Here is a 23,029-nt window from a genome sequence, read left to right as displayed (position 1 = left end):
GCGCTACGGTGGCCTTATGCGTTTCGGGGTGCTCGGCCCGCTCGCGGTGTGGGACACCGGCGGAGCCCAGGTCAAGGTCCCCGAAGCCAAGGTGCGAGCCCTCCTCGCCGACCTCCTGCTCCACGAGGGCCGCCCCGTGCCGGCCGACCACCTCATCGACGACCTGTGGGGCGACCGGCCGCCCACCCGCCCGGCCCGCGTGCTGCGCACCAAGATCTCCCAGCTCCGTGCGGTGCTGGACGACGCCGAACCCTCCGGCCGCGACCGCCTCACCCTCCACCCGGCCGGTTATCGGCTGCGGCTGTCCCCCGGCGACACCGACCTGTCCCACTTCCACGACCTGCTCGGCCGGGCCCGCCGTACCGCCTCCCCCGCGGCCAGGGCCGCCCGCCTCGACCGGGCCCTCTCGTTGTGGCGCGGGCACGCCCTGCCCGAGTTCGCCGACCACGAGTTCGCGCGGGTGGCGGTCGCCCGGTGGCACGACCAGCGGCTCACCGCCGTCGAGGAACACGCGGAAACCCGCCTCGCCCTAGGCGACCACCACCTCCTGGCCGACGAGCTGACCGACCTCGTCACCCGCCACCCGTTCCGGGAACGCCTGCTCGCCGCCCTCCTCCAAGCGCTGTACGGCGCGGGCCGCCAAGGCGAGGCCCTCGACGTCTACGAGCGTGCCCGCCGCCTTTTCGCCGACGAGCTGGGCGTCGACCCCGGCCCCGAACTCGTCGCCCTGCACACGGCGATCCTCCGCCAGGATCCCTCCCTTGCCGGCCCCGCGACCGGCAACCTGCCTGTGCCCCTCACCGGGCTCATCGGCCGTGAACCTGAGCTGGCCGCCGTACGCCGCCATCTCGCCGAGTCCCGGCTGGTCACCCTCACCGGCCCCGGCGGCGTCGGCAAGACGAGACTGGCGATGGAGGCGGCAGCCGACCAGACCGGCGGCCATCCCGACGGGGTGTGGCTGATCGACCTCGCGAGCATCATCCCGCAGGCCGGCCTCGACCGGATCCGCGAGGCGATCGCCGGCACGCTAGGCATCCGCGACCACCACTCCCCAGGCGACCCCGGGAACCTCTGGGGAGACATTCCCGCTCCCACCGGCCCGGTGGGAGCGGTAACACCTCACGCCGCGCCACCATTTGGACCCGACCTCGTGGACACGCTGCGCACCAAGCGCATGCTCCTGATCTTGGACAACTGCGAGCACGTGATCGAACCTGTCGCGGCAATGGTGGCCAGGCTGGCGCCGAACGCGCCCGGAGTACGTTTCCTGACCACCAGCCGGGAACCGCTGGGAATCCCCGGCGAGGTCGTCCACGAGGTGCCCCCGCTGCCGACCAAGAGCACGACAGGATCGGCGGAACACCCGGCCGCAGTGCGACTCTTCGCCATGCGAGCCGCCGCCGGCGCCCCCGGCTTCATCCTCGACGCCCACACAACCCCCATCGTCGAAGCGATCTGTCGCAGGCTCGACGGCCTCCCCCTGGCCCTCGAACTGGCCGCGACCCGCGTCCGCTCCCTCGGAGTGCACGGACTCTCCGCCCGCCTCGACGACAGATTCCGGCTCCTGGACACCGGCCATCGCGGGATGCCGAGCAGACAACGCACCTTGCGCGCAGTGATCGACTGGAGCTGGGACCTGCTGGCCGAGGGCGAACAAGTGGTCATGCGGCGCCTCGCCGTACACGCCGACGGGTTCACCTTGAGGGCCGCCGAAGCCGTGTGCACCGCAGAGGGGTTCACCTTGAGCGCTGCCCAAGCCGTGTGCACCGCAGAGGGGGACCTCGCCGCGGGGATCCGGGCGGACCTGGCGGAGATGCTCGCCCGCCTGACCGACCGCTCACTCATCGCCGCGACGGACAGCGCGGACGGATCACGGCGTTACCGTCTGCTGGCGTCAGTCAGGGCATATGGCCTCGAACGCCTCGAAGAGGCCGGTGAGACGCACCTGACCCAGCGCCGGCACCTCGGCTACTACACCACCCTCGCCGAACGTGCCGACGAACACCTCCGCGGCCCCGGCCAGCGAACGTGGCTGCTCCGCCTGGACACCGAAGCCGCCAACCTGCGCTCGGCCTTCGACACCGCCCTTTTGCTGTGCGACACGACCTCCGCCCTGCGCCTCGCCACCGCCCGATTCTGGCACCACTACCTGTGCGGCACCCTCCGCGAGGCCCGCCGCGCCCTCACCGAAGCCCTCGCCCTAGACACCCGCGTCCCACAGGCCGACGCCCTCCATGCAGCGGCGGCGGCCTGGCTGGGCGCGGCCACCCTGATGACCTCCGATCCCACCGACCCCGTCGGCACCGCCCAGGCAGCCCTCGCCCCCTACGAGCGACTCCCCCACGCCGAAGGCCGCGCCAGAGCCGAATGGTTCCTGAGTACGGCACTGCTCGCATTCGGCGAACTCTCCGAAAGCGAACGACTCCTGGCACGAGCGCTGACGGAGTTCCGCCGCCGCGGCGACCGATGGGGCGAGGCCGCCGCCTTGAGCACCCGAGCCTGGCAGGCCCAGGCCCGAGGCGACCTACGCCGCTGCGGCACCGACGGAGCCCAAGCCCTCGCCGTGTTCGAGGATCTCGGCGACCGCTGGGGCCGGCTCCAGGCCCTCCCCGCCACCGCCCTCCTGGCCGAAGTGGCAGGCGACTACCCCCAGGCCACCCGCCTCCACAGCGAAAGACTCCGCCTAGCCGAAGAACTCGGCCTGAACGCCGAAGTCCCCTACAGCCTCACCGCGTTGGGCAGAATCGCCATCCTGGAAGGCGACCTCGCGCGAGCCGAAGAACTCCACACCCGGGCAAGCCGGCTGGCCGCCGCCCAGGGCGACCGCTTCGGCCGGCTCCTCGCCGACCTGGGCCTGGGCATGGGCGCCCGCCGCCAGGGCCGCCTCACCGAAGCCGAACCCCACCTACGCCGCTGGCTCGCCTACACCGAAGCCCCCGCCGCGACCGCCCTGGGCCTTACCGAACTCGGCTACGTCATGGAACAACGCGGCAACGCCGAAGCCGCCCTGGACCTCCACACCCAAGCCCTGAAAGCCGCCCAGACCACAGGCGACCCCCGCGCCGTGGCCCTGGCCCTCGAAGGCCTGGCCGCCGCCCACGCCCTAGCCGGCAACCCCACCACAGCCGCCCGCCTCCTCGGCGCCGCCACAACGGCCCGCACCACTGTGTCCGCGCCACTCCCTCCAGCCGAACGCACCGACGTCAACCGGGCGGCAGCCACAGCCCGAGAGACCCTAGGTGAGGCCGCTTACATGGTGGAGTTCAACCGGGGCGCCGCAGAAGGAGCCGGCCGGTCTCCCACCTGAGGGGGACCGATCTTGCAATCACCGACAAACCCATCCGGACAGCCGATATCAGGACTTGCGGAGATGTTAGAGGAACAACCCCGGCCCCCCACTAAGCGCAGGATCGGTGGCGACCGCCGGAGCAAGCTTGAGGACCACGGTCGACAGCGCGTTAGCCGTACGGCGTGCCACCCCGACAAGCTCGGTGAGGGAAAGCGTGGAAGGGGCGGCCAACCCAAGCGCCATGCAGATCTTGCCGTCCGCCCCGAAGACAGGAGCCGCGACACACGCGACCCCGCCCGCGAACTCCTCCCGGGAGTAAGCCGCCCCCTGACGCCGAACCTGATGGAGTTCACGGTCAAGGACGGGAAAGCGCGTGACGGTGTGCCGGGTCATCCGGGCGAGGGCGCCCTTGCGGCGGAACGTCGCGTTCAGGTCGTGGTCGAAGGCGAGGAGCACCTTCCCCACCGCGGTGCAGTGAAGGGGAGCCCGGTCGACCCCGTCGGACGGTGACGTGACCCGCCCATGCCCGTAGACACGTTCCAGGTAATGCACCTCGAGGCCACGAGCCACGCCGAGGTTCACGGTCTGGCGGGTGATCTCGTACAACCGGAGCAGGTGCGGCAGGACGAGGCGGCGGGTGCCGGGGATGACGCGGGGGGCGGGGGCCGCGAGGGTGTGGAGGTGGTCGCCGACGGTGTAGTCGATGCCGATCCGCCGGGTGAGGCCGTTGCGGCACAGGGTGTTGAGCAGGCGGTATGCGGTGGTTTTGGGGAGACCGGTGTTCCTCGCGAGTTCGGCGAGGCTCATGGGCCGCGCCGCCGTGCTCAAAGAGGTGAGGATGATGATGGCCTTCTCCAGGCTGCTGGGGGCCTGGACAGGCACGGTCTGCGTGGAGAGCACCGTTTCCTCGTGAGCGCCGTTCGTCAACATTCTTTCCTACGCACCTATCCGGCGTTGGGCAGCCGAAAGACCACCCAAAAGATCATCAACACGCGACTACCCATGGCAATTAGCCGTCTACGTTAAGTAGTGACCAAGTCATCGTACAGTCCACACCTCGTCCAGGTGGCCACACCGGAGACATATCCGGTTTGCTGCGACAACACATGGGTCGACCGTGGACGGGAGGCCCGCCTCCATACCGTGGGCACGTTCCACTATCCGGAATGATCGCTTTTACTTTCAGTAGCCGATCAATAGCGTTCCGCGCATCAAGGGTCTTGAAGGGGGACGCGCGATGACCGTGGAAACCACACAGACGCCGGTCTTAGAGCTCGAAAAGCGGACAAAAGCCCTCGTCGACCAACAGTTGGCCCGCTTCCTGCACGACCACTCCACCCCCGTCGACGATCCCGAGGTGGCGGCCGCCTACCGGCTACTCCGCGACTTCGTGCTCGAAGGCGGCAAACGTTTCCGGCCCCTGCTCTGCTACTGGGGCTGGCGAGGCGCGGGCGGCGACGAGAGCGACGAGGTCATCGCCGCCGGGTCGGCGCTCGAGCTCTGCCACGCGGGCCTGCTCATCCACGACGACATCATGGACAGCAGCGACCTGCGCCGCGGCCGGCCCACGATGCACCGCTGTCTGTCGGCTCTCTACACCGGCCCGTCGGCCGCGGCCTTCGGCCGGGCGGCGGGCATCCTGATGGGCACGCTGGCACTGGCCTGGGCGGACGAGTTGCTGGCAGGGACCGACGCGCCCCCGGCCAGGTTGCGCGCGGCGCGCGAGCTTTTCGACCGTATGCGCACCGAGGTCATCATCGGCCAGTACCTCGACATCCTGGCCCAGGTGCGGGAACGCTCCACGGTCGACCAGGCCCTCCAAGTCGTGAGGTACAAAACCGCGAAATACACCGTGGAACGTCCACTGCAGATCGGCGCGGCGCTGGCAGGAGGCTCCCCTTCACTCCTGGACGCCTACTCGCGCTTCGGGCTGCCTCTCGGTGAAGCGTTCCAACTCCGCGACGACATCCTCGGCATGTTCGGGGACGAGGCGCAGACCGGCAAGTCCGTACTCGATGACCTGCGCGAAGGCAAGAACACCGTGCTCATCGCGCACGCACGCGAACATGCCACCCCGGCGGAGGCCGAACACCTGCGGACATGGCACGGCAACCCCGCCCTCGACGACGAGCGCGCCGAGGAGCTGCGCCGGATCGTCGTGCGCACCGGGGCGCTCGGCCACGTGGAGGAGCAGATCGCCGCACGCGCCCGGGAGGCGCTGGACGTGCTCGGCACCGCGCCGATCACGCCGGAGGGCCGCGAGGGCCTCGCCGTACTCGCCGACGGCCTCGTGCGACGCACCCGTTGATCGGGCGGAGACAGGCAGGCAGAAGGGAACCGGTCATGGGACGTGTGCTGCTGGCGGCGCCCCGCGGGTATTGCGCGGGTGTCGACCGCGCGATCCTCACGGTGGAGGAGGCGCTGCGCAACCACGGCGCACCTATCTACGTGCGCAAACAGATCGTGCACAACACCTACGTGGTGGAGGACCTGACCCGCCGCGGGGCGGTGTTCGTGGAAGAGCTGGACGAGGTGCCGGACGACGCGCTGGTGGTGTTCTCCGCGCACGGCGTCTCCCCTGAGGTCAAACGGCGGGCCGACGAGCGCGGGCTGCGCACGGTGGACGCCACCTGCCCGCTGGTGACGAAGGTCCACAAGGAGGCCGTACGGTTCGCCGAGGCCGGCCACGAGATCATACTGATCGGCCACGCCGACCACGAGGAGGTCGAGGGCACGCTCGGCGAGGCCCCGGACCGCATCCACGTGGTCGACCCCGCCCGCCCCGACGAGCTGGACCTGCCGGCCGGCGCCACCGTGAGCTGGTTGTCGCAGACGACGTTGTCGGTCGACGAGACGATGGCGGCGGTGGGCCGGCTGCGTGAACGGTTCCCCCTGTTGATCGACCCGCCGAGCGACGACATCTGCTACGCCAGCCAGAACCGGCAGGAGGCGGTCGCCAGGATCGCCCCGCATTGTGAGCTCGTCATCGTCGTGGGCTCGTCGAACTCGTCGAACTCCCAGCGTCTGGTGGAGGTGGCGCTCGGCGCCGGGGCGCAGGCCGCCTACCTCGTGGACCGGGCGGAACACGCCGACGAGAGCTGGCTCACGGGTGTGTCGACGGTCGGCGTCAGCTCGGGCGCGTCCGTGCCGGACCACCTCGTGTCGGGCCTGCTGGAGTGGCTCGCCGACCGCGGCTTCACCGACACCGAGCAGGTGACTCTCACCGAGGAGACGCTGACCTTCTCCCTCCCGCACGAGCTGCGCAAACACCTTTAACCACCCCTCCGCTCATTCAGCCCAGCACCGCAGAGAAAGAAGGGCATTCTCGTCATGACGGAAACCATCCCCAACGGGCACTCCCAGCTGAGTCTGGGCACGGCGGCCGCGCGGAATCTCGCGACGACGACCAAGTCCGTGCCGCAGATGCAGGAGATCACCACGCGGCACCTGCTGCGGGCGCTTCCCTGGGTCCAGGCCATCGGTGGTGTCTACCGGGTCAACCGCCGCCTCAGCTACGCCGTGGGCGACGGGCGCATCACCTTCGTCAACACGGGTGCCAACGTGCAGGTCATCCCGGCCGAGCTCTGCGAACTGCCCACGTTGCGGCATTTCGACGACACCGACGTCCTTGCCGCCCTGGCGGGCCGTTTCACCCAGCGTGACTTCGAGCCTGGCGACAACCTGGTCACCGCGGGCGAGCAGGCCGACGAGCTGGTCCTGATCGCGCACGGCAAGGTGAGCAGGGTCGGGGTCGGCGCCTACGGCAACGAGACGACGCTCGGGGTGCTGGCCGACGGCGACCACTTCGGCGACCAGATCCTCACCGACGACGACGGCGAGTGGGACTTCACCGCCAAGGCCATCACCTCCGGCACCGCGCTGATCCTCACCCGCACGGCGTTCCAGGAGGTCACCGCCCAGTCCCCCGCGCTCGCCACGCACCTCGCCGACTTCCGCGCCGGCGCCGGCCGCGCCTCCAACACCTACGGCGAAGCCGAGATCGCGTTGTCCGCCGGACATGTCGGCGAGGCGACGCTGCCGGGCACGTTCGTGGACTACGAGGCCAAGCCGCGCGAATACGAGCTGAGCGTCGCCCAGACCATCCTGCGCATCCACAGCAGGGTGGCCGACCTCTACAACGAGCCGATGAACCAGACCGAGCAGCAGCTCCGGCTGACCGTCGAGGCGCTGCGCGAGCGCCAGGAGCACGAGATCGTCAACAGCCGCGACTTCGGCCTGCTCCACAACGCCGACTTCGGGCAGCGCATCCACACCCGCACCGGCCCGCCGACCCCGGACGACCTGGACGCCCTGCTGGCCAAGGTGTGGAAGACCCCGCACTACATCTTCGCCCACCCGAAGGCCATCGCCGCGTTCGCCCGCGAGTGCAACAGCCGCGGCCTCTACCCGCAGCCCACCGAGCTGCACGGCAACAAGGTGCCGGCGTGGCGCGGGGTGCCGATCCTGCCCTGCAACAAGATCCCGATCAGTGAGCACGGGCTAAGCTCGTTCCTCGCGATGCGGGTGGGCGAGTCCGAGCAGGGCGTCGTCGGCCTGCACCGCACGGGGCTGCCCGACGAGTACCAGCCTGGTCTTTCTGTGCGGTTCATGGGGATCAGCGAGAAGGCGATCATCTCCTACCTGGTGACGACCTACTTCTCCGCCGCCGTGCTGGTGCCGGACGCGCTGGGCATCCTGGAGAGCGTGGAAGTCGGCTAGGGACGAGGATGCAACCCTTCAAGCTGCCCGACTTCTATGTGCCGTATCCGGCCAGACTGAACCCGAATCTTGAGGTGGCCCGCGCCCACACCCGGGAGTGGGCCCGCGCGATGGGCATGCTCGACCCCGACCCCGCGGTCTGGGACCTGGCGGACCTGGAGGCCCACGACTACGGGCTGCTGTGCGCCTACACCCACCCCGACTGCTCGGCGGACGAGCTGAATCTCATCACCGACTGGTACGTCTGGGTGTTCTACTTCGACGACCATTTCCTGGAAGTCTTCAAACGCGGCAAGGACATCGCCGCCGGCAAGGAACACCTCGACCGGCTCCCGGCGTACATGCCTCTGCACGATCACGAGATCGCGACCATGCCCGAGCCCACCAACCCGGTGGAGCGGGGGCTGGCCGATCTGTGGCGGCGTACGGTGCCCGGCATGCCGATGGACTGGCGGATCAGGTTCACCGAAAGCACCAAGAACCTACTCGACGAGTCCATGTGGGAGCTTGTCAACATCAAGGCCGACCGGATCGCCAACCCCCTCGAATACATCGAGATGCGGCGCCGGGTCGGCGGCGCGCCCTGGTCGGCGAACCTCATCGAGCACGCCGTCGGCGCTCCGGTGCCGGACCGGGTGTCCGGCACCCGGCCGCTGCGGGTGTTGCGCGACGCCTTCGCCGACGCGATCCACCTGCGCAACGACCTCTTCTCCTACGAGCGGGAGGTCATGGACGAGGGTGAGCTGAGCAACGGGGTGCTCGTCTTCGAGAAGTTCTTCGGATACGACACCCAGCGGTCCGCCGACGCCGTCAACGACCTGCTCACCTCGCGGTTGCACCAGTTCGAGAACACCGTGTTCACCGAGTTGCCGGCGTTGTTCGACGATCACGGGCTGGATCTGCCGGAGCGGCTGGCCGTGCTCGCCTACGTGAAGGGCATGCAGGACTGGCAGTCCGGCGGGCACGAGTGGCATATGCGGTCCAGCCGCTATATGAACAGCGAGGCTGAGTTATCCCCTCCTGTCTTCGTGCCGGTGCTCGGCGGTCCGACCGGGCTCGGCACGGCGGCGGCTCAACTGCGCCTGCTTCCGGGCCTGACCGCGCCGGGCGGTCCGCGCAGCCACTCCCATGTGCCCTTCACTCCGGTGGGGCCGGTGGAGGTGCCCGAGTTCTACCTGCCGGTGAAGGCGCGGGTGAACCCGCATCTCGACACCGCCCGCAAGGAGAGCCTCGACTGGTCGGAGCGGATGGGCTTCCACGCCCCGATCCCGGGCCTGCCGGGCCCGGCGTTGTGGACGGCGGCGCAGAACAAGGGGTTCGACTTCGCGCTCTGCGCGGCGGGAATCGATCCCGACGCGGCTCCGGAGGAACTGATCAAGTCGGCGAAGTGGCTCACCTGGGGCACCTACGCCGACGACTTCTACCCCCGGGTCTTCCCCCGCGACCTCAACGCCGCCAAGCTGGCCAACCGGCGGCTTGAGGAGTTCATGCCCCTGGACCTCGGCCCGACGCCGGAGCCGGCCAACGCGGTCGAACGCGGCCTGGGCGACCTGTGGCGGGACACCGCCGAGCCACTGCCGCCCGCCGGGCGGGAGCTGTTCCGGGACGCCGTGACGGACATGACGGAAAGCTGGCTGTGGGAGATCGGCAACCACATCCAGAACCGCATCCCCGATCCGGTCGACTACGTCGAGATGCGCCGCAGGACCTTCGGCTCGCCGCTGACCAAGGCGCTGCAACGGCTGCGCCACGGCGACACGCTGCCGCCGGAGATCTACCAGACCCGCACGATCATGGGGCTGGACAACGCGAGCTCCGACTACTCCGCCCTGATGAACGACGTCTTCTCCTATCAGAAGGAGATCGAGTTCGAAGGGGAGCTGCACAACTGCGTGCTCGTGGTGCAGGACTTCTTCAACTGCGGCAAGGAGCAGGCGGTCGGCATCGTCGTCGACCTGATCAACTCGCGCATGCGGCAGTTCGAGCACCTCGCCGAGGGCGAGTTGCCGGTGCTCTTCGAGGAGATGGAGCTAGACGCGGCGGCCAGGGAGTCACTCCTCGACTACGTCGCCAAGATGCGTGACTGGAACGCTGCCATCGAGGTCTGGCATCGGGAGTGCCGGCGCTACCCCGAGGCGGAGCTGATCGCGACCTACCGCAGCGGGCACGCGCCCCCGGCGGCCCCTCCCGGCCTCGTGCTCGGCCCGACCGGCCTCGGCACCTCCGCCGCGCGGATCGCCACGATGTTCGGCTCGGCGGTGTAACCGATGACCGAAGCCATGAACACCGAGGCCGCGGTGCTCAGCCTGGGCACCGCCGCCGCGCGCAACCTCGCGACCACGACCAAGTCCGTGCCGCAGATGCAGGGCGTCACCTCGCGCTATCTGCTGCGGGCACTGCCGTGGGTGGAGGTGCCCGGCGGCACCTACCGGGTGAACCGGCGGCTCACCCACCGCCCCGGATCGGGTCAGATCACCTTTGTGTCCGCGGGTCAGAGGGTGGAGATCCTCCCTCCCACCCTGCGTGAACTCCCCGGCCTCGGCGCTGTCGGCGACCTGGCGGTGCTCGGCGCACTGGCCGGCAGGTTCGTGCGGTCCGAGCACCCGGCCGGCACGGTGATCGCCGTCGAGGGCGCCGCCGCGGACCACGTCATCGTCGTCGCACACGGCCGCGTCGGCATGACCACCGTCGGCGAGTACGGCACAGCCAGGCGGCTTGGCGTCTTGTCGGGAGGCGACCACCTCGGCGCGGAGAACCTCGCCGCGGCGGACAGTCCGGGCCGGTGGCGGTTCACCGCGACGGCGCTGACCGCGTGCACGGTGCTGAGCCTCCCGCTGGAGACGCTCACCGAGCTGGCCGGCCGGTCGCCGGCGCTGCGTGAGCATCTGCGGGCGGCGGCGGAGCACGCCGGCGCCCGGCAGACGAGGCACGGGGAGGCGGAGATCGCCCTGTCGTCCGGACATGCCGGGGAGGCGGCGCTTCCCGGCACGTTCGTGGACTACGAGGTGAAACCTCGGGAATACTCCCTCGGCGTCACGCAGACCATCCTGCGGGTCCACACGCGTGTGGCCGACCTCTACAACGAGCCGATGGACCAGACCGAGCAGCAGCTCCGTCTCACCGTCGAGGCCCTGCGCGAACGGCAGGAGCACGAGATCGTCAACAACCCCGATTTCGGCCTGCTGAACAACGTCGACGTCAAGCAGCGCATCACGACGTCGACAGGCCCGCCGACGCCGGAGGACCTGGACGAGCTCCTCTGCCGCAGAAGAAAGTCCCGCTTCTTCGTGGCCCACCCGGAGGCGATCGCCGCCTTCGCCCGCCAATGCAACAGGGCGCGGCTCTACTTCGACACCGCGGAGTTCGAGGGGGCCACGGTGAACGCCTGGCGGGGTGTGCCGATCCTGCCGTGCGACAAGATCCCGATCAGCCCCGCCGGTCTCACCTCGATCATGGTCATGCGGACCGGCGAGGCCGACCAGGGGGTGATCGGCCTGCGCCGCACCGGTCTCGCCGACGAGTACGAGAGCGGCGTGTCGGTCCGGTTCACGGGGGTCGACGACAAGGGCATCACGTCCTACCTCGTCTCGGCCTATCAGTCCGCCGCCGTGCTGGTGCCCGACGCCCTCGGTGTCCTCACGGATGTGGACGTCACGTAGGCGGTGCCGTACCGACCGGCCCGGCCGATGCGCGCATCGGTCCGGGCCGGGCTATTTGTCCTCGCCGCTCTCCTCCGGCTGCTGTTCGTGGAGGACGATGTCGTAGGTGATCGGGATCAGCCTGCGCAGGCCCGTGTCGATCCTGCCGGGGCCGAACGCCGCGGGTGCCTCGATCACGGTCTTGTCGCCGCGTGTGATGTCCCTGACCTGTTCGACGACATGTTCGTGAGCCTGCTCCACGGGGTCGTGTGTCACGTCGGGAGGGGGGAGTGATGCGGAGTTCTCCGTCACGGCGGTCTCCTCGGGCGGGGCTTCTGCGCTTTCCACGCTACCCAGCGGAAAGTCGACTCGACATACCCCTACACGCATCACCGACAGGGGCAGGCTAAGGTAAGCCTTGCCTTACCGCACTACCTCGCTCCTGGAGGCCTCATGCTCGCTGCCGTCCGATCCCGATCCCGGGTCGTGTTCGCGGCGGTCGCCGCGCTCGCCGCTCTGTCGCTCACGGCATGTGCCGGCGAGGCCAAGGAAACGTCGAGCAGCGCCTCGAACGCCCCCGCCGCGGCGGGCGGGGCCTTCCCCGTCACGATCCCGACGGCGCACGGCGACGTGGTCATCCAGAAGAAGCCCGAGCGGATCGTGGCCTGGGGCTGGTCGGCCCAGGACGCCGTGCTGGCGCTCGGCGTGATGCCGGTCGCGATGCCGACCTTCAAATACGGCGGCAACGCCGAGGGCATCCTGCCGTGGACGGCGGACAAGATCAAGGAGCTCGGCGGCACGCCGCCCACGCTGCTCACGACCAACGAGTCGTTCGATCTGCCCATCGAGGAGATCATCGCCGCCAAACCGGACCTCGTGCTCGCGCCCTACTCCGCGATCACCAAGGAAGAGCACGACAAGCTCAACCAGCTCGCGCCGACCGTGTCATATCCCCAGAAGCCCTGGCAGTCGTCCTGGCAGGAGCAGATCGACATCGTCGGCAAGGCGCTCGGCAAGACCACCGAGGCCAAGGCGCTGCACGACCAGACGGTCGACAAGATCAACAAGCTCGGCGCGGCGCACCCGGTGCTCAAGGGCAAGACCTTCCTGTACGGCGCCTCCAACGTCGCCGACCAGCTCAACGTCTACCGGGCCGTCGACCCGCGGGTGGACCTGGTCGCGCAGCTCGGCATGACCGTGAGCCCGAGCGTCAAGGAGCTCGACGCCAAACCGGACGAGGGCACCTTCTACTACCAGCTCAGCTTCGAGAACCTCAGCAAGATCAAGGCCGACCTGCTGATCATGTACTTCTCGACCCAGAAGGACGCCGACGCCTTCCTCAAGGACCCGCTCGTCGCCTCCCTCCCGCTGATCAAGGAGAAGCGCCTCGCGCCGATCGTCGGCGAGTCCTACGTCATGGCGAGCAGCGCCCCGACCGTGCTGGCCATCCCGTGGATGCTCGACAAGTACGTCCCGGAACTCGCCGCCGTGGCCGAGAAGGCCGGCGCGTAACCCAGGCCCCACCCTGTGACCCCGCCGCAGGCGGCACCTCCCCGGCCGAGCCCGAAGGCGTCCCGCAAACGCCAGGGCCCGGTCGGCGGCACGCGCCGCGTTCTTTTCTGGCTTGCCGTCCTCCTCGTCATGCTCGCCGTGTCGAGCCTGCTCAGCCTCGCGGTGGGGGCCAATCCGCTGCCCCCGGCCAAGGTTTGGGAGGCGCTCACGAATTACAACCCGAGCGACCCCGACCACATGGTCGTCGTCGGGAAACGTCTGCCCCGCACCCTGCTCGGCCTGATCGCCGGCGCGGCCTTCGCCGTCGCCGGGGCCGTGATGCAGGGCCTCACCCGCAACCCGATCGCCGAGCCCGGCCTCCTCGGGGTCAACGCCGGGGCCTCGCTGTTCGTCGTCCTCGGCATCACCGTCTTCGGCGTCACCCAGCCCGGGGGCTATGTCTGGTTCGCCTTCGCCGGGGCCGCGATGGTCAGCGTGCTCGTCTACGCGATCGCGGCCGGCGGGCGGGAGGGGGCCACGCCCGTCAAACTCGCCTTGTCAGGAACGGCCACCGCCGCCGTGCTCACCTCGCTCGTGAGCGCCGCGCTGCTGACCAGCCGCACCGCCATGGACACGATGAGGTTCTGGCAGGTCGGCTCGCTCTCGGCCCGCGACCTCGGCGTGTTGTGGCAGACCCTCCCGGCCATGGCCGCCGGACTGGTGCTCGCCCTGGCCATCGGCCGCGCGCTCAACAATCTGGCCCTCGGCGAGGACGTCGCCCGCGGCCTCGGCCAGCGTGTCGGGCTCACCCGCGTGCTCGCCGCCGTCTGCGTCGTGCTGCTCTGCGGAGGAGCGACCGCGGCGGTCGGCCCCATCGCGTTCATCGGGCTACTCGTGCCCCATGCCGTACGCCACTTCGTGGGAACGAGCTACCGGTTGATCATTCCGTTCTCCGCCCTCGGCGCGCCCAGTCTGCTGCTCCTGTGCGACGTGGGCGGGCGCGTCGTGGCCCGCCCCGGCGAACTCCTGGTCGGCATCGTCACGGCGCTGGTCGGAGCCCCCCTGTTCATCGCCGTCGTCCGGCCGCGCAAGGCGGTGAAGCTGTGAAGAGCGCCTACCTGACCCACGCCAAGGCGCTGCGCACGACACGCAGGCGGGCGACTCTGCGGGACACCACGATCAGCGTCGTGCTCTTCTCGCTCACCGCCGCCCTCATGGTGTACGGCATGGGCCTCGGCAAGGCGGCCGTCACCCTGCCCGAGGTCGTCGACGTCGTGCTGGGCCGAGCGGACAACGTGGCGCGGTTCGTGGTGTTCGAACTGCGGTTGCCCCGCATCCTCACCGCCGTCGTCGCCGGCTTGTGCCTCGGCCTGTCGGGCGCGATCTTCCAGTCGACGATGCGCAACCCCCTCGCGAGCCCGGACATCATCGGCATCAACCAGAGCGCCGGTGCCGCGGGTGTGCTGGCGCTCGTCGTCTTCGGCCTCAGCGGCCTGCCGTTCATGCTCATCGTGCTCGCCGGTGGCCTCGGCGGGGCGCTGCTCGTCTACCTGATCGCCTGGCGGGGCAAGGGCGCGACACAGCGGCTGATCCTCGTCGGCATCGGCATGGCCGCCGTGTTCACCGGCATCACATCCTATCTCCTCACCGTCACCGACCTCCTGGAGGCGACCCAGCTCTTCGTCTGGATCAACGGCGGTCTCGGGCGCGCCGACTGGGCCGTCCTCGTCCCCCTGCTGATCTGCGCCGCGCTGCTGCTCCCCCTCACCGTCGCCCTGGCCAGGCGCCTCGCGATCCTCGAACTCGGCGACGAACCCGCCGCCGGGCTCGGCGTCCCCGTCGACCGCTCCCGCCTGTGGCTGCTCGCCGCGGCGGTCGGTCTCGGCGCCTCCGCGGTCGCGGTCGTCGGGCCCCTGCCGTTCGTGGCCCTCGTCAGCGCCCCCATCGCGCGGCGGATCGCCGGCCCCGGATCCCCCGCCCTGCTGCCGTCGGCGCTGATCGGCGCAGTGCTGCTGCTCTCCTCCGACCTCGCCGCGCAGTTCGCCATCCCCGGGGTGCTGCTGCCCGCCGGCGTCGTCACCGGCGTCGTGGGCGGCCCCTACCTGCTGTGGCTGCTGGTGCGACTGAACCGGCGCTGACCCCTCACCGCAGGGCGGGCGGGGCGGCAGGCGCTGCTCGCCATGACGTGACGCCTCGCCTCCGCTTCCGCGTCGCACGCCGAGCCCGGTATGGCATGCCGTCACCACTCCCCGGCGGCAAGTCGCGTTCGCCGCCGCGCGGCGGCCCTGCCCGAGTTCTTCGGCTGCTACCGCCGGGCAGGGGTCATGGTCAATCCGCCGGGGTAAGGGTGGGCACTGAACATCTCCCGGACGGCCGCCGCGTCGTGACCGGGGCTGTGGCGCAATCTCCATCGCGACACCACCACCGCGGCGGCGATCATCAGTTCCGCCCAGGCGAAGTGTTCACCGATGCAGCGGTGGCGGCCAAGGCCGAAGTCGTGTAGTGCCCCGATCGGGAGAGGTCTAGCCCGTTCGGGCAGCCACCGGTCCGGATCGAAGGAGAGCGGGTCGGGATAGACGTCGGGATGGCGAGCACAGCGCTGGTCGAGTTGACCCCGGCGGTGAAGATGCCGATGGACTCGTGGCGAATCTGCCGGGTGTCCATCGACGTCCCGGTCTCGCCGTCGCGGGCCGAGAGCAGAAAGTCGATCAGGGAGTTGCCGTCCTCCCTGGGATGCGCCTGCCTGTGCGCGATGCCCTCGTCCAGGATCTGCTGGAGGTCGCGGATGGCCGCGTGGAAACGCCGGATGAACGGCAGCGGGAGCCGCTGCGCGGACGCGGGAAGCTGGGACAGCAGCATCACGCCCTCGGCGAAGACCGGCACCGCGTGGTGCACGGTCTCGGCTTTCTCCGGCGTGGCGCCCGCGCCGAATTTTTGTGGAGGCCATCTTGGCCACGCAGCCGGCCCTCCACCGGCCACGTTCCTCGGCGGCCCTCTCCCACCTGCTCAGCCAATCGCTTGTGTCGCCTTCACAGGCCCGCACATAGACGGCGGTCACCTCCCAGGAAAGCAACTCCCGCGCCCATATCCGCTGAATCGTCTCGCGCAGCAGCCCGGTCCGCTCCACCAGCGTGGCCGGCACCTGCCGCTCCCGGCCCCCACCGGCCGCAGCGCGGCCGGCTCGGCTAAGAACCGCTCCGATTCACCGGTCGTCACCGCGTCGCCTATCTCACCTCGAGACGACAGCTCTCAACCCGCCGAGCCACGAAATCCTGCGACATCGAGATCCCCTCCTGAGAATCAACGCTCACCGAGATCGCGCATTTCCCCGCGCCACGATTGTAGTTCCGCAGGCTAAATCTCATGGCGCCCCCATAACCCCGGATATCCGCAGCGCATTACACCGCACCCTGGCGACACTCCGCGTGGTGTCCGAGGCGGAACACGTGGGTGGCGGCGCTGCCCGCTCCACCTTCAGGTCCCGCGGGTTGCGACCCGGGCCGAGCCGTTCGAAGGGAGTCACGACAAGCGCAGAGCCTCTGCCGCGAGAGCGTGGCGGAGTTCGCGGATGCCCGGGCGGCCGCGCAGGGGGTGGACGTTGTTTGTCAACAGGACCACCGTGATGCCGCGCGAGGGGTCGATGACGACAGATGTGCCCGTGAAGCCCGAGTGGCCGTAGGCGGTGGTGAGGGGGCCGACGATGGCCGGGTCGCCCAGGCGGACGCCGAGGCCCTGGCGGTAGGGCGCGCCTTCGGCGCCCTGGTCGCGGACCATGTCGGCGTGGGTTTCCGGGCGGAGCAGGGGGGCTCCGCCGCGGCGCAGGACCTCGGCGAAGGTGAGGAGGTCGTCGGCGGTGCTGAAGAGGCCGGCGTGGCCGGCGACGCCGCCCAGGCCGTAGGCGGTCTCGTCGTGCACCTCGCCGCGCACACAGCCGCTTCCGGCGCGCTCGATCTTGTGTTCCGTGGCCACGATGCGCGAGAGGAGGAAGGCGCTCGGGCGGTACACGGTGTCGCCGAGGCCGAGGGGGCGGCTGATCCGGGTGCGGACGAGGTCGTCGAGCGGGGCTTTCCCGGCGATCTCCGCGATGCGGCCGACGGTGACCATGCCCACGTCGGAGTAAAGGTGCTGCTCGCCGAGAGGGTGGATCGGCGCAGTGGTGAGCACCCGGTCGAGGCGGGCGGTGTGCACGCGCGGGCCTTCCCCGGGGATCTCCAGGTCCGCGCGGCGGCTGGGCGGGAGACCTGCGGTGTGGGTGAGGAGGTGGCGCAGCGTGGTGTCCGGGTGGCCGCCGTAGTCGTTGAGCAGCCATGTGGAGACGGGGGCGTCGAGCGTGAGGCGTCCTTCGTCCACCAGGGAGAGCACCACGACGGTGGTGAAGAGCTTGGTGACCGAGGCCAGGTCGAAGATCGCGTCACGACCGGCGGCGGGGCGCACGGGCAGGAGGTCCTCCGACGCTCCCGCGAAGCGCACGACCTCCCCGGCGGCGGCGGAGGCCACGATCTCGCCCTCGACGGCGATCAGCGCCACCGCCGCCGAACACACATCGGGTACGGCGTCGGCCAGCAGAGCCGACAATACGGCGGAGTGTGTCGAGTCCCGTGGGGTGCCGTCGGTCAACTTGCCCTCATTGTGGTTGTTGAGTGGTGTCTGATGATTAATACACCGTGCTGCACGGATATGCGTTATTTCAGGCGATGACCGGGCCGGCCTTCGGCGTCGTCGGCGAAGGACCCGGCGTTCCCCGTCAGGCGCCTCTGGCCTCCACAGGCAGCAAAACCGCGTCGAGCCGGTCGTCGTGCTCGGCGAGGAGATCGCGGGCGGACGGGACGTCCAGACCGCGCTGAATCATCACCACAGCCGTCTTGACCTGCCAGTCCGCCGCCTCCAGGGCGGGCCTGGCGATGGCGCGGTCAACACCGGTGATCTGGCTGACCAGGCGGGTGGCCCGGTCGGTGAGCTTGGAGTTCACCGGAGAGACCTCGATCATGCTGTTGCCGTACGTGCGGCCCAGCCTGATCATCGTGATGGTCGAGATCATGTTGAGCACGAGCTTCTGCGCCGTGCCCGCCTTGAGACGGGTGGAGCCGGTGACGACCTCAGGTCCGACGATGACTTCGACGGCGTGCCGCGCGGCGGCCGACAGGGGTGTTCCGGTGTTGCACGAGACGCCCACGGTGAGGGCGCCGCGCCGCTCGGCCTCGCCGAGGGCGCCGATCACGTAAGGCGCGCGTCCGCTGGCGGAGATGCCGACGACGGTGTCGAGCGGCCCGACCTCGCGGTCGGCGACGGCGCCCGCGCCGGCCCCGGCGTCGTCCTCGGCCCCTTCGACGGAGCGCGTGATCGCGGCGTGGCCGCCGGCGATGACGCCCTGCACCGTCTCAGGGTCGGTGCCGAAGGTCGGCGGGCATTCGGAGGCGTCGAGGATGGCGAGGCGGCCGGAGGTGCCGGCGCCCACATAGATGAGGCGGCCGCCGCGTTTCATGCGGTCGACGACGCCGTCGATCGCGGCGGAGAGCGCCGGGATGGCTTCGGCGACGGCTGTGGGCACCGCGCTGTCGGCGGAGTTCATCAGCCGGGCCATCTGCTCGGTGGTGAGCTGGTCGATCCCGCTGTAGCGGGGGTCGCTCTGCTCGGTGGCGAGTTCGGCTAGTGAGTCAGTCATGGCTTTCCATGTCGGTAATTTTCATCGAAGGAGGGTCTTGTGCAAATTATCTTCGAACTGTGGTGTCATGTCACTCGTGCGTACCGGACTTGAACGACTTGTCGCCAAGCCCACCCTGCTCGCGGGAAGCAGCAGGATCGGGCTCATCACCAACCCCACCGGTGTCCTTCCCGACCTGACACCGGGCCCGGCGGCGCTCCTGGCCGCAGGGCTTCCGCTGACCGCGCTGTTCAGCCCCGAGCACGGCCTGCGGGGTACGGCACAAGCCGGCTTCGGCGAGTCCGGCGGACCTAACGGCGCTGACGACCCTGGCGGCTTTGACCCGGCGACGGGACTGCCGGTCTTCGACGCCTACCTCAAGGAAGGGCCGGCCCTCGACGCGCTGGTGGCGTCCGCCCGGGTGGACACGCTGCTGTTCGACATCGCCGACGTGGGCACCCGCTTCTACACCTACGTCTGGACGATGTACGACCTCATGGAGTCCGCGGCCCGGCTCGGCCTGCGCTTCGCCGTACTCGACCGCCCGAACCCCCTCGGCGGCACGATCGCCGAGGGCCCGCTGCTCGACCCCGGCCACGCGAGCTTCGTCGGCCGCGCGCCGATCCCGGTACGGCACGGCCTCACGGCAGGTGAGCTGGCCGGATATGTGAACCGCGACCTCGGCGCCGACCTTCACGTGGTGGAACTGGAGGGCTGGCGGCGCCACGACGGCACGGACGGCCTGCCGTGGGTGATGCCCTCGGTGAACATGCCCACCCCGGACACCGCCCTCGTCTACCCGGGCACCGCCCTGTTCGAGGGGACCAACCTGTCCGAAGGGCGCGGCACGACCAAGCCGTTCGAGCTGGTCGGCGCGCCGTGGCTCGACGAGCGCTTCGCGGGCTGCCTGAACGCGATGGACCTGCCGGGGGTGCGCTTCCGCGACACCTGGTTCACCCCCGCGTTCCACAAGCACGCGGGGACGCCGGTGCGAGGCGTCCAGGTGCACGTCACCGACCCGGAGGTGTTCCGCCCGGTGCTCACGGGCGCCGCGATGCTGCATCTGGCCCACCGGCTCGCCCCGGAGAGGTTCACCTGGCAGGGAGCCGAGGAGATCACCAGCGGCGCGTCCCACTTCGTGGACCTGCTGTGGGGTTCGGCGGACCTGCGCCGCAGCGTGGAGGCCGGGGGCGCCGCCGGCGACCTGTGCCCGCCGCCCGCCCACCCAAGGGGCTGGGCCGGGGACGGCACGCTGCTCTACGCCTGAGACACGCGCCAGCCGGGTGCGGCAGACGCCGCACCCGCGCGGTTGGAGGTCCCCCGACATCCAGACCACAGCCGTCAGCCGAGCTCGCGCCGGTAGAGCCAGAAGACCCGCTCGGTCCGCGCGCCGACGGTCCGCGAGTAGAACCGCAGCGGTCCCACCCAGCCGATCTCCGCGGCCCCGAGCCCGGCGTCCCGCATCTCCGACAGGCAGCGTCGCAGCAGCACACGTCCGGCACCCAGCCCACGCGCCGCCGGAGCGGTGCCCATCGGGCCGAACCACGCGGGCCGCGAACCCCACGCCGCGAAGCCGAGGATCTGCCCGTCGTCCCGCACGGCGTAGTGCAGCCCCGCGGCGTTGACCGACTCCCACGCCCAGGTCTCGTTCCACTGCTCGCGGACGAAGTCCGCCACCCTGTCACGCTCCCCGGCGGGGGCGGCGGCGACGGTGACGCCCGCCGCGGCGAGGCGGGCGACGTCGCCGGCGGTCGACAGGTCGGCCGTCGCGAGATCGGCCGTCATGTTCCAGGCGGTGCGCTCAAGGGTGTAGCCGAGCCGCTCGGCGAGGCAGGCGGCGGGCGTGTGACGCACGTCGACGCCCGGCCACGCGTAGCACGGCGGGTTGCCGGCGAACTTCGCCACCGTCGCCCCTTCGCCGCGCAGCCAGTCCTGCGCCGTCTCCACCAGCGCCCGTCCCCGCCCGGATCCCTGCACATCGGGACGTACGGCGAGCAGGTCGATATGGCCGATCGACGGGTCGCGATCGGAGATCGAGGTCATGACCAGCCCGGACAGGTCGTCGGCCGCGAGCACGGCCCACCGGCGGCCCGCGGGCGGCGCGGCGAGCCGGTCGACCAGGGCGGCGCCCGAGTCGAACGTCAGCGCCGCGTCCGCGACCGCGCGCAGCGCGGCCATATCCTCGGGCTCCGCCGTACGGATCTTCACGCAGCCTCCAGCGGCGTCGCGACGACGCTGCGGCGCTCGGGGTAGAAGCAGGAGTGCTCCTGCGGGAACGCGCCTGTGACGGCGAGCGAAGGGACCTCAGACGCGCAGCGGTCGGTGCTGAAGGGGCAGCGGCGGGCGAAAAGGCAGCCGTCGTCGGTCTTGCTCTCGTCGAGCGCCGCAGTCGGCACGACCGGCTGCTCACCGGGCTTCTCCAAGCCGTGCAGCACCGGGATCGCCGACAGCAGCGACTGGGTGTACGGATGGACCGGGTTCTCGATGATCGTCTCGACCTGGCCGCGTTCGACCACCTGGCCGCGGTAGATGACGTAGAGGTCGCCGCCCTCGCCGATGTAGCGCGCGGTCGCCACGTCGTGCGTGATGAACAACACGCTCACGCCCAGCCGTTCCCGCAGGTCTTTCAGAAGCGACAGGATGCCGAGGCGCAGCGACACGTCGATCATCGAGGTGGCCTCGTCGGCCACGAGCATCTCCGGGTCGACGGTGAGCGCGCGGGCGATGACGACCCGCTGGCGCATGCCGCCCGACAACTGGTGCGGATAGCGCGGCAGCACATAACCCGGGTCGAGCCCCACCAGGGCCAGCAACTCCTCGGCCCGCTCGTCCATCCACGATCCGGGCCTGCCGGTCCGCCTGGCGCGCAGCGCGAGCGGCGCGGCCAGCGTCTGGTGGACGGTGCGCGTCGGGTTGAGCGCGGAGTAGGGGTCCTGGTGGATGAGCTGGATGCGCCGGAAGTACGGCTCGCGCTTGCGAGGCTTGAGCGACGACATCGGGACGCCGTCGATGACGATCTCGCCGCCGTCGTGGGTCTCCAGACCGGCGATGATGCGGCCGAGGGTGGTCTTCCCGCAGCCGGACTCGCCGATGAACGAGACGGCCCCGCCCTTCTCTATGGAGAAGTCGACGCCCCGCAGCGCCTTGACCTCACGTCCGCTGAGCACGTTGCCGCGCTGCTTGTAGGTCTTGGTGATGCCCGTACCGGTGATCATGCCTTGGTCTCCTTCGCGGCTGCGGCGTCGACGGCGTGGCACGCGACGATGCGTGGCCCGTCCGCGATCGCGAGGGGTTCGACCGTGTCGCACACGTCCATGCGCAGCGGGCACCGCTCGCGGAACACGCACCCCTCCCGCGGCACGGTGCCGAGGGTCGGCGGCCGGCCCGGCAGCGCCCTGGCCTCGTCGATGTCGCCCACCAGGCGCGGGATCGCGCGCAGCAGGCCGCGTGTGTAGGGATGGCGCGGGCCGCCCAGCACCTCGCGGGTCGGGCCCTGCTCGACGATGCGTCCGCCGTACATCACGGCGAGCCGGTCGGCCACCTCCGCCACCACACCGAGGTCGTGGGTGATGACGAGCGTGGTGAGGCCGCGCTCCTCGTGCACCTCGCGGATGATGCGCAGGATCGTGGCCTGCGTGATCATGTCGAGGGCCGTGGTCGGCTCGTCGAGCACCACCAGGTGGGCGTTGAGGACGAGCGCGAGCATGATGCCGACCCGCTGGCGCATACCGCCGGACAGCTCGTGCTGGTGCGAGTCGAGCACCCGCGCGCCGTCCATGCCCATGCGGCCGAGCAGCTCCTTGGCCTCCCTGACCAGTGCGCGCAGGTCGGAGACGCCGTGGGAACGGCCGAGGTCAAGCAGCTGCTTGCCGACCGTCTTGAGGGGGTTGAGGGAGTTCTGAGCGGCCTGGAACACGTAGCCGATGTGCCGGCCGCGGGCCTTGCGCAGGTCCTCGCCCCTGAGCGCCACGACATCGCCGAGACCGTCGATCTCGACCGAGCCGGCCGCGATCCGCCCGGGCGGCTGCACCGCGTTGAGCAGCGACAACGCCAGCGTGGACTTGCCCGAACCGGACTCGCCCACCACACCGGTGATCGTGCCCGGCACGAGGTCCAGGTTGATCCCGGCGATCGCGGGAAGCTCGCCGGCCGAGGTCTTGTAGACCACCGACAGTCCGCCGACCCGCACCCCCGGCGCGGTCTTGGACGGCACCGGCGGCACGGCCTTGGGCATGGTTTCCACAGTCACCG

General features: G+C 70.3%; 19 protein-coding genes. 10 read left to right on the top strand and 9 right to left on the bottom strand.

From position 1 onward, the window contains the following. Nucleotides 1-16: 16 nt before the first annotated feature. Nucleotides 17-3,307, top strand: a complete 3,291-nt coding sequence (locus Ssi02_RS08800; protein WP_204023275.1) for an AfsR/SARP family transcriptional regulator — start codon at nt 17-19, stop codon at nt 3,305-3,307. 66 nt (nt 3,308-3,373) lie between these two features. Here Ssi02_RS08800 and Ssi02_RS08795 read toward each other — a convergent pair whose 3' ends face one another. Beyond that, nucleotides 3,374-4,216 carry an IclR family transcriptional regulator gene (locus Ssi02_RS08795; RefSeq protein ID WP_204023263.1) on the bottom strand — a complete coding sequence of 281 codons (843 nt, stop codon included), beginning with the start codon at nt 4,214-4,216 and terminating at the stop codon, nt 3,374-3,376. A gap of 310 nt (nt 4,217-4,526) precedes the next feature. Here Ssi02_RS08795 and Ssi02_RS08790 point away from each other — a divergent pair, with 310 nt between their 5' ends. Genes Ssi02_RS08790 through Ssi02_RS08770 form a run of 5 tightly spaced genes read left to right on the top strand, consistent with a single transcriptional unit; the run spans nt 4,527 to nt 11,667 of the window. Then, nucleotides 4,527-5,597, top strand: a complete 1,071-nt coding sequence (locus tag Ssi02_RS08790) for a polyprenyl synthetase family protein (protein WP_204023260.1) — start codon at nt 4,527-4,529, stop codon at nt 5,595-5,597. Between the two features lie 35 nt (nt 5,598-5,632). Beyond that, entirely contained in the window at nt 5,633-6,565 is a 933-nt protein-coding gene (locus tag Ssi02_RS08785; protein ID WP_204023257.1) for a 4-hydroxy-3-methylbut-2-enyl diphosphate reductase, read from the top strand. 54 nt (nt 6,566-6,619) lie between these two features. After that, nucleotides 6,620-8,008 carry a family 2B encapsulin nanocompartment shell protein gene (locus Ssi02_RS08780; protein WP_204023254.1) on the top strand — a complete coding sequence of 463 codons (1,389 nt, stop codon included), beginning with the start codon at nt 6,620-6,622 and terminating at the stop codon, nt 8,006-8,008. 8 nt (nt 8,009-8,016) lie between these two features. Beyond that, nucleotides 8,017-10,272: a terpene synthase family protein gene (locus tag Ssi02_RS08775; RefSeq protein WP_204023251.1), complete on the top strand. Its 2,256-nt coding sequence runs from the start codon at nt 8,017-8,019 to the stop codon at nt 10,270-10,272. Nucleotides 10,273-10,275: 3 nt separating this feature from the next. Beyond that, on the top strand, nt 10,276-11,667 hold the full coding sequence (locus Ssi02_RS08770) for a family 2B encapsulin nanocompartment shell protein (protein WP_204023248.1): 1,392 nt from the start codon (nt 10,276-10,278) through the stop codon (nt 11,665-11,667). Between the two features lie 51 nt (nt 11,668-11,718). Here the strand turns inward: Ssi02_RS08770 and Ssi02_RS08765 are convergent, their stop codons facing one another. Further along, a complete protein-coding gene (locus tag Ssi02_RS08765; protein ID WP_204023245.1) occupies nt 11,719-11,958 on the bottom strand; it encodes a hypothetical protein in 240 nt (79 codons plus the stop codon). Nucleotides 11,959-12,099: 141 nt separating this feature from the next. Between Ssi02_RS08765 and Ssi02_RS08760 the strand changes: the two genes are divergently transcribed. The 3 genes from Ssi02_RS08760 to Ssi02_RS08750 are packed head-to-tail and all read left to right on the top strand — an operon-like array spanning nt 12,100 to nt 15,275. After that, nucleotides 12,100-13,158, top strand: coding sequence for an iron-siderophore ABC transporter substrate-binding protein (locus Ssi02_RS08760; protein WP_204023242.1), 1,059 nt, complete (start codon nt 12,100-12,102; stop codon nt 13,156-13,158). A 15-nt stretch (nt 13,159-13,173) separates the two neighbouring features. Next, on the top strand, nt 13,174-14,244 hold the full coding sequence (locus Ssi02_RS08755; RefSeq protein WP_239128729.1) for a FecCD family ABC transporter permease: 1,071 nt from the start codon (nt 13,174-13,176) through the stop codon (nt 14,242-14,244). After that, nucleotides 14,241-15,275 carry a FecCD family ABC transporter permease gene (locus tag Ssi02_RS08750; RefSeq protein ID WP_204023239.1) on the top strand — a complete coding sequence of 345 codons (1,035 nt, stop codon included), beginning with the start codon at nt 14,241-14,243 and terminating at the stop codon, nt 15,273-15,275. The genes Ssi02_RS08755 and Ssi02_RS08750 overlap by 4 nt, the downstream gene beginning before the upstream one ends. Nucleotides 15,276-15,442: 167 nt before the next feature. Here Ssi02_RS08750 and Ssi02_RS39765 read toward each other — a convergent pair whose 3' ends face one another. The 4 genes from Ssi02_RS39765 to murQ all read right to left on the bottom strand — a co-directional run bounded on the left by Ssi02_RS39765 (nt 15,443) and on the right by murQ (nt 18,799). After that, a complete protein-coding gene (locus Ssi02_RS39765) occupies nt 15,443-15,676 on the bottom strand; it encodes a cytochrome P450 (protein WP_373870106.1) in 234 nt (77 codons plus the stop codon). Further along, entirely contained in the window at nt 15,577-16,032 is a 456-nt protein-coding gene (locus Ssi02_RS08745; protein ID WP_204023227.1) for a cytochrome P450, read from the bottom strand. Before Ssi02_RS08745 ends, Ssi02_RS39765 begins: the two co-directional genes overlap by 100 nt. Nucleotides 16,033-16,656: 624 nt before the next feature. After that, nucleotides 16,657-17,754, bottom strand: coding sequence for a serine hydrolase domain-containing protein (locus Ssi02_RS08740; protein ID WP_239128728.1), 1,098 nt, complete (start codon nt 17,752-17,754; stop codon nt 16,657-16,659). A gap of 127 nt (nt 17,755-17,881) precedes the next feature. Beyond that, a complete protein-coding gene (gene murQ, locus Ssi02_RS08735; protein ID WP_204023220.1) occupies nt 17,882-18,799 on the bottom strand; it encodes an N-acetylmuramic acid 6-phosphate etherase in 918 nt (305 codons plus the stop codon). A 67-nt stretch (nt 18,800-18,866) separates the two neighbouring features. Between murQ and Ssi02_RS08730 the strand changes: the two genes are divergently transcribed. Then, complete coding sequence (locus tag Ssi02_RS08730) at nt 18,867-20,045, top strand: exo-beta-N-acetylmuramidase NamZ family protein (protein WP_204023207.1); 1,179 nt, start codon at nt 18,867-18,869, stop codon at nt 20,043-20,045. A gap of 74 nt (nt 20,046-20,119) precedes the next feature. Here Ssi02_RS08730 and Ssi02_RS08725 read toward each other — a convergent pair whose 3' ends face one another. Genes Ssi02_RS08725 through Ssi02_RS08715 form a run of 3 tightly spaced genes read right to left on the bottom strand, consistent with a single transcriptional unit; the run spans nt 20,120 to nt 23,027 of the window. Further along, nucleotides 20,120-20,986, bottom strand: a complete 867-nt coding sequence (locus tag Ssi02_RS08725; protein ID WP_239128727.1) for a GNAT family N-acetyltransferase — start codon at nt 20,984-20,986, stop codon at nt 20,120-20,122. Beyond that, entirely contained in the window at nt 20,983-21,993 is a 1,011-nt protein-coding gene (locus Ssi02_RS08720; RefSeq protein ID WP_204023204.1) for an ABC transporter ATP-binding protein, read from the bottom strand. The genes Ssi02_RS08725 and Ssi02_RS08720 overlap by 4 nt, the downstream gene beginning before the upstream one ends. Further along, the gene (locus Ssi02_RS08715) at nt 21,990-23,027 is read right to left on the bottom strand and encodes an ABC transporter ATP-binding protein (RefSeq protein WP_239128726.1); all 1,038 of its coding nucleotides are present in this window, start codon (nt 23,025-23,027) and stop codon (nt 21,990-21,992) included. The genes Ssi02_RS08720 and Ssi02_RS08715 overlap by 4 nt, the downstream gene beginning before the upstream one ends. Nucleotides 23,028-23,029 lie beyond the last annotated feature (2 nt).

Source organism: Sinosporangium siamense, assembly GCF_016863435.1.
GTDB classification, from domain to species: Bacteria; Actinomycetota; Actinomycetes; order Streptosporangiales; family Streptosporangiaceae; genus Sinosporangium; species Sinosporangium siamense.
The sequence above is the reverse complement of the archived record's forward strand: the minus strand, read 5'-3'. Positions and strand labels throughout refer to the sequence as shown.

Excerpts from the sequence above, each read along its gene's own strand:
- Ssi02_RS08760 (WP_204023242.1), top strand. The coding sequence starts at position 12,100 with ATGCTCGCTGCCGTCCGATCCCGATCCCGGGTCGTGTTCGCGGCGGTC.
- Ssi02_RS08775 (WP_204023251.1), top strand. The coding sequence starts at position 8,017 with ATGCAACCCTTCAAGCTGCCCGACTTCTATGTGCCGTATCCGGCCAGA.
- Ssi02_RS08780 (WP_204023254.1), top strand. The coding sequence starts at position 6,620 with ATGACGGAAACCATCCCCAACGGGCACTCCCAGCTGAGTCTGGGCACG.
- Ssi02_RS08800 (WP_204023275.1), top strand. The coding sequence starts at position 17 with ATGCGTTTCGGGGTGCTCGGCCCGCTCGCGGTGTGGGACACCGGCGGA.
- Ssi02_RS08720 (WP_204023204.1), bottom strand. The coding sequence starts at position 21,993 with ATGATCACCGGTACGGGCATCACCAAGACCTACAAGCAGCGCGGCAAC.
- Ssi02_RS08785 (WP_204023257.1), top strand. The coding sequence starts at position 5,633 with ATGGGACGTGTGCTGCTGGCGGCGCCCCGCGGGTATTGCGCGGGTGTC.
- murQ (WP_204023220.1), bottom strand. The coding sequence starts at position 18,799 with ATGACTGACTCACTAGCCGAACTCGCCACCGAGCAGAGCGACCCCCGC.
- Ssi02_RS08730 (WP_204023207.1), top strand. The coding sequence starts at position 18,867 with ATGTCACTCGTGCGTACCGGACTTGAACGACTTGTCGCCAAGCCCACC.
- Ssi02_RS08790 (WP_204023260.1), top strand. The coding sequence starts at position 4,527 with ATGACCGTGGAAACCACACAGACGCCGGTCTTAGAGCTCGAAAAGCGG.
- Ssi02_RS08770 (WP_204023248.1), top strand. The coding sequence starts at position 10,276 with ATGACCGAAGCCATGAACACCGAGGCCGCGGTGCTCAGCCTGGGCACC.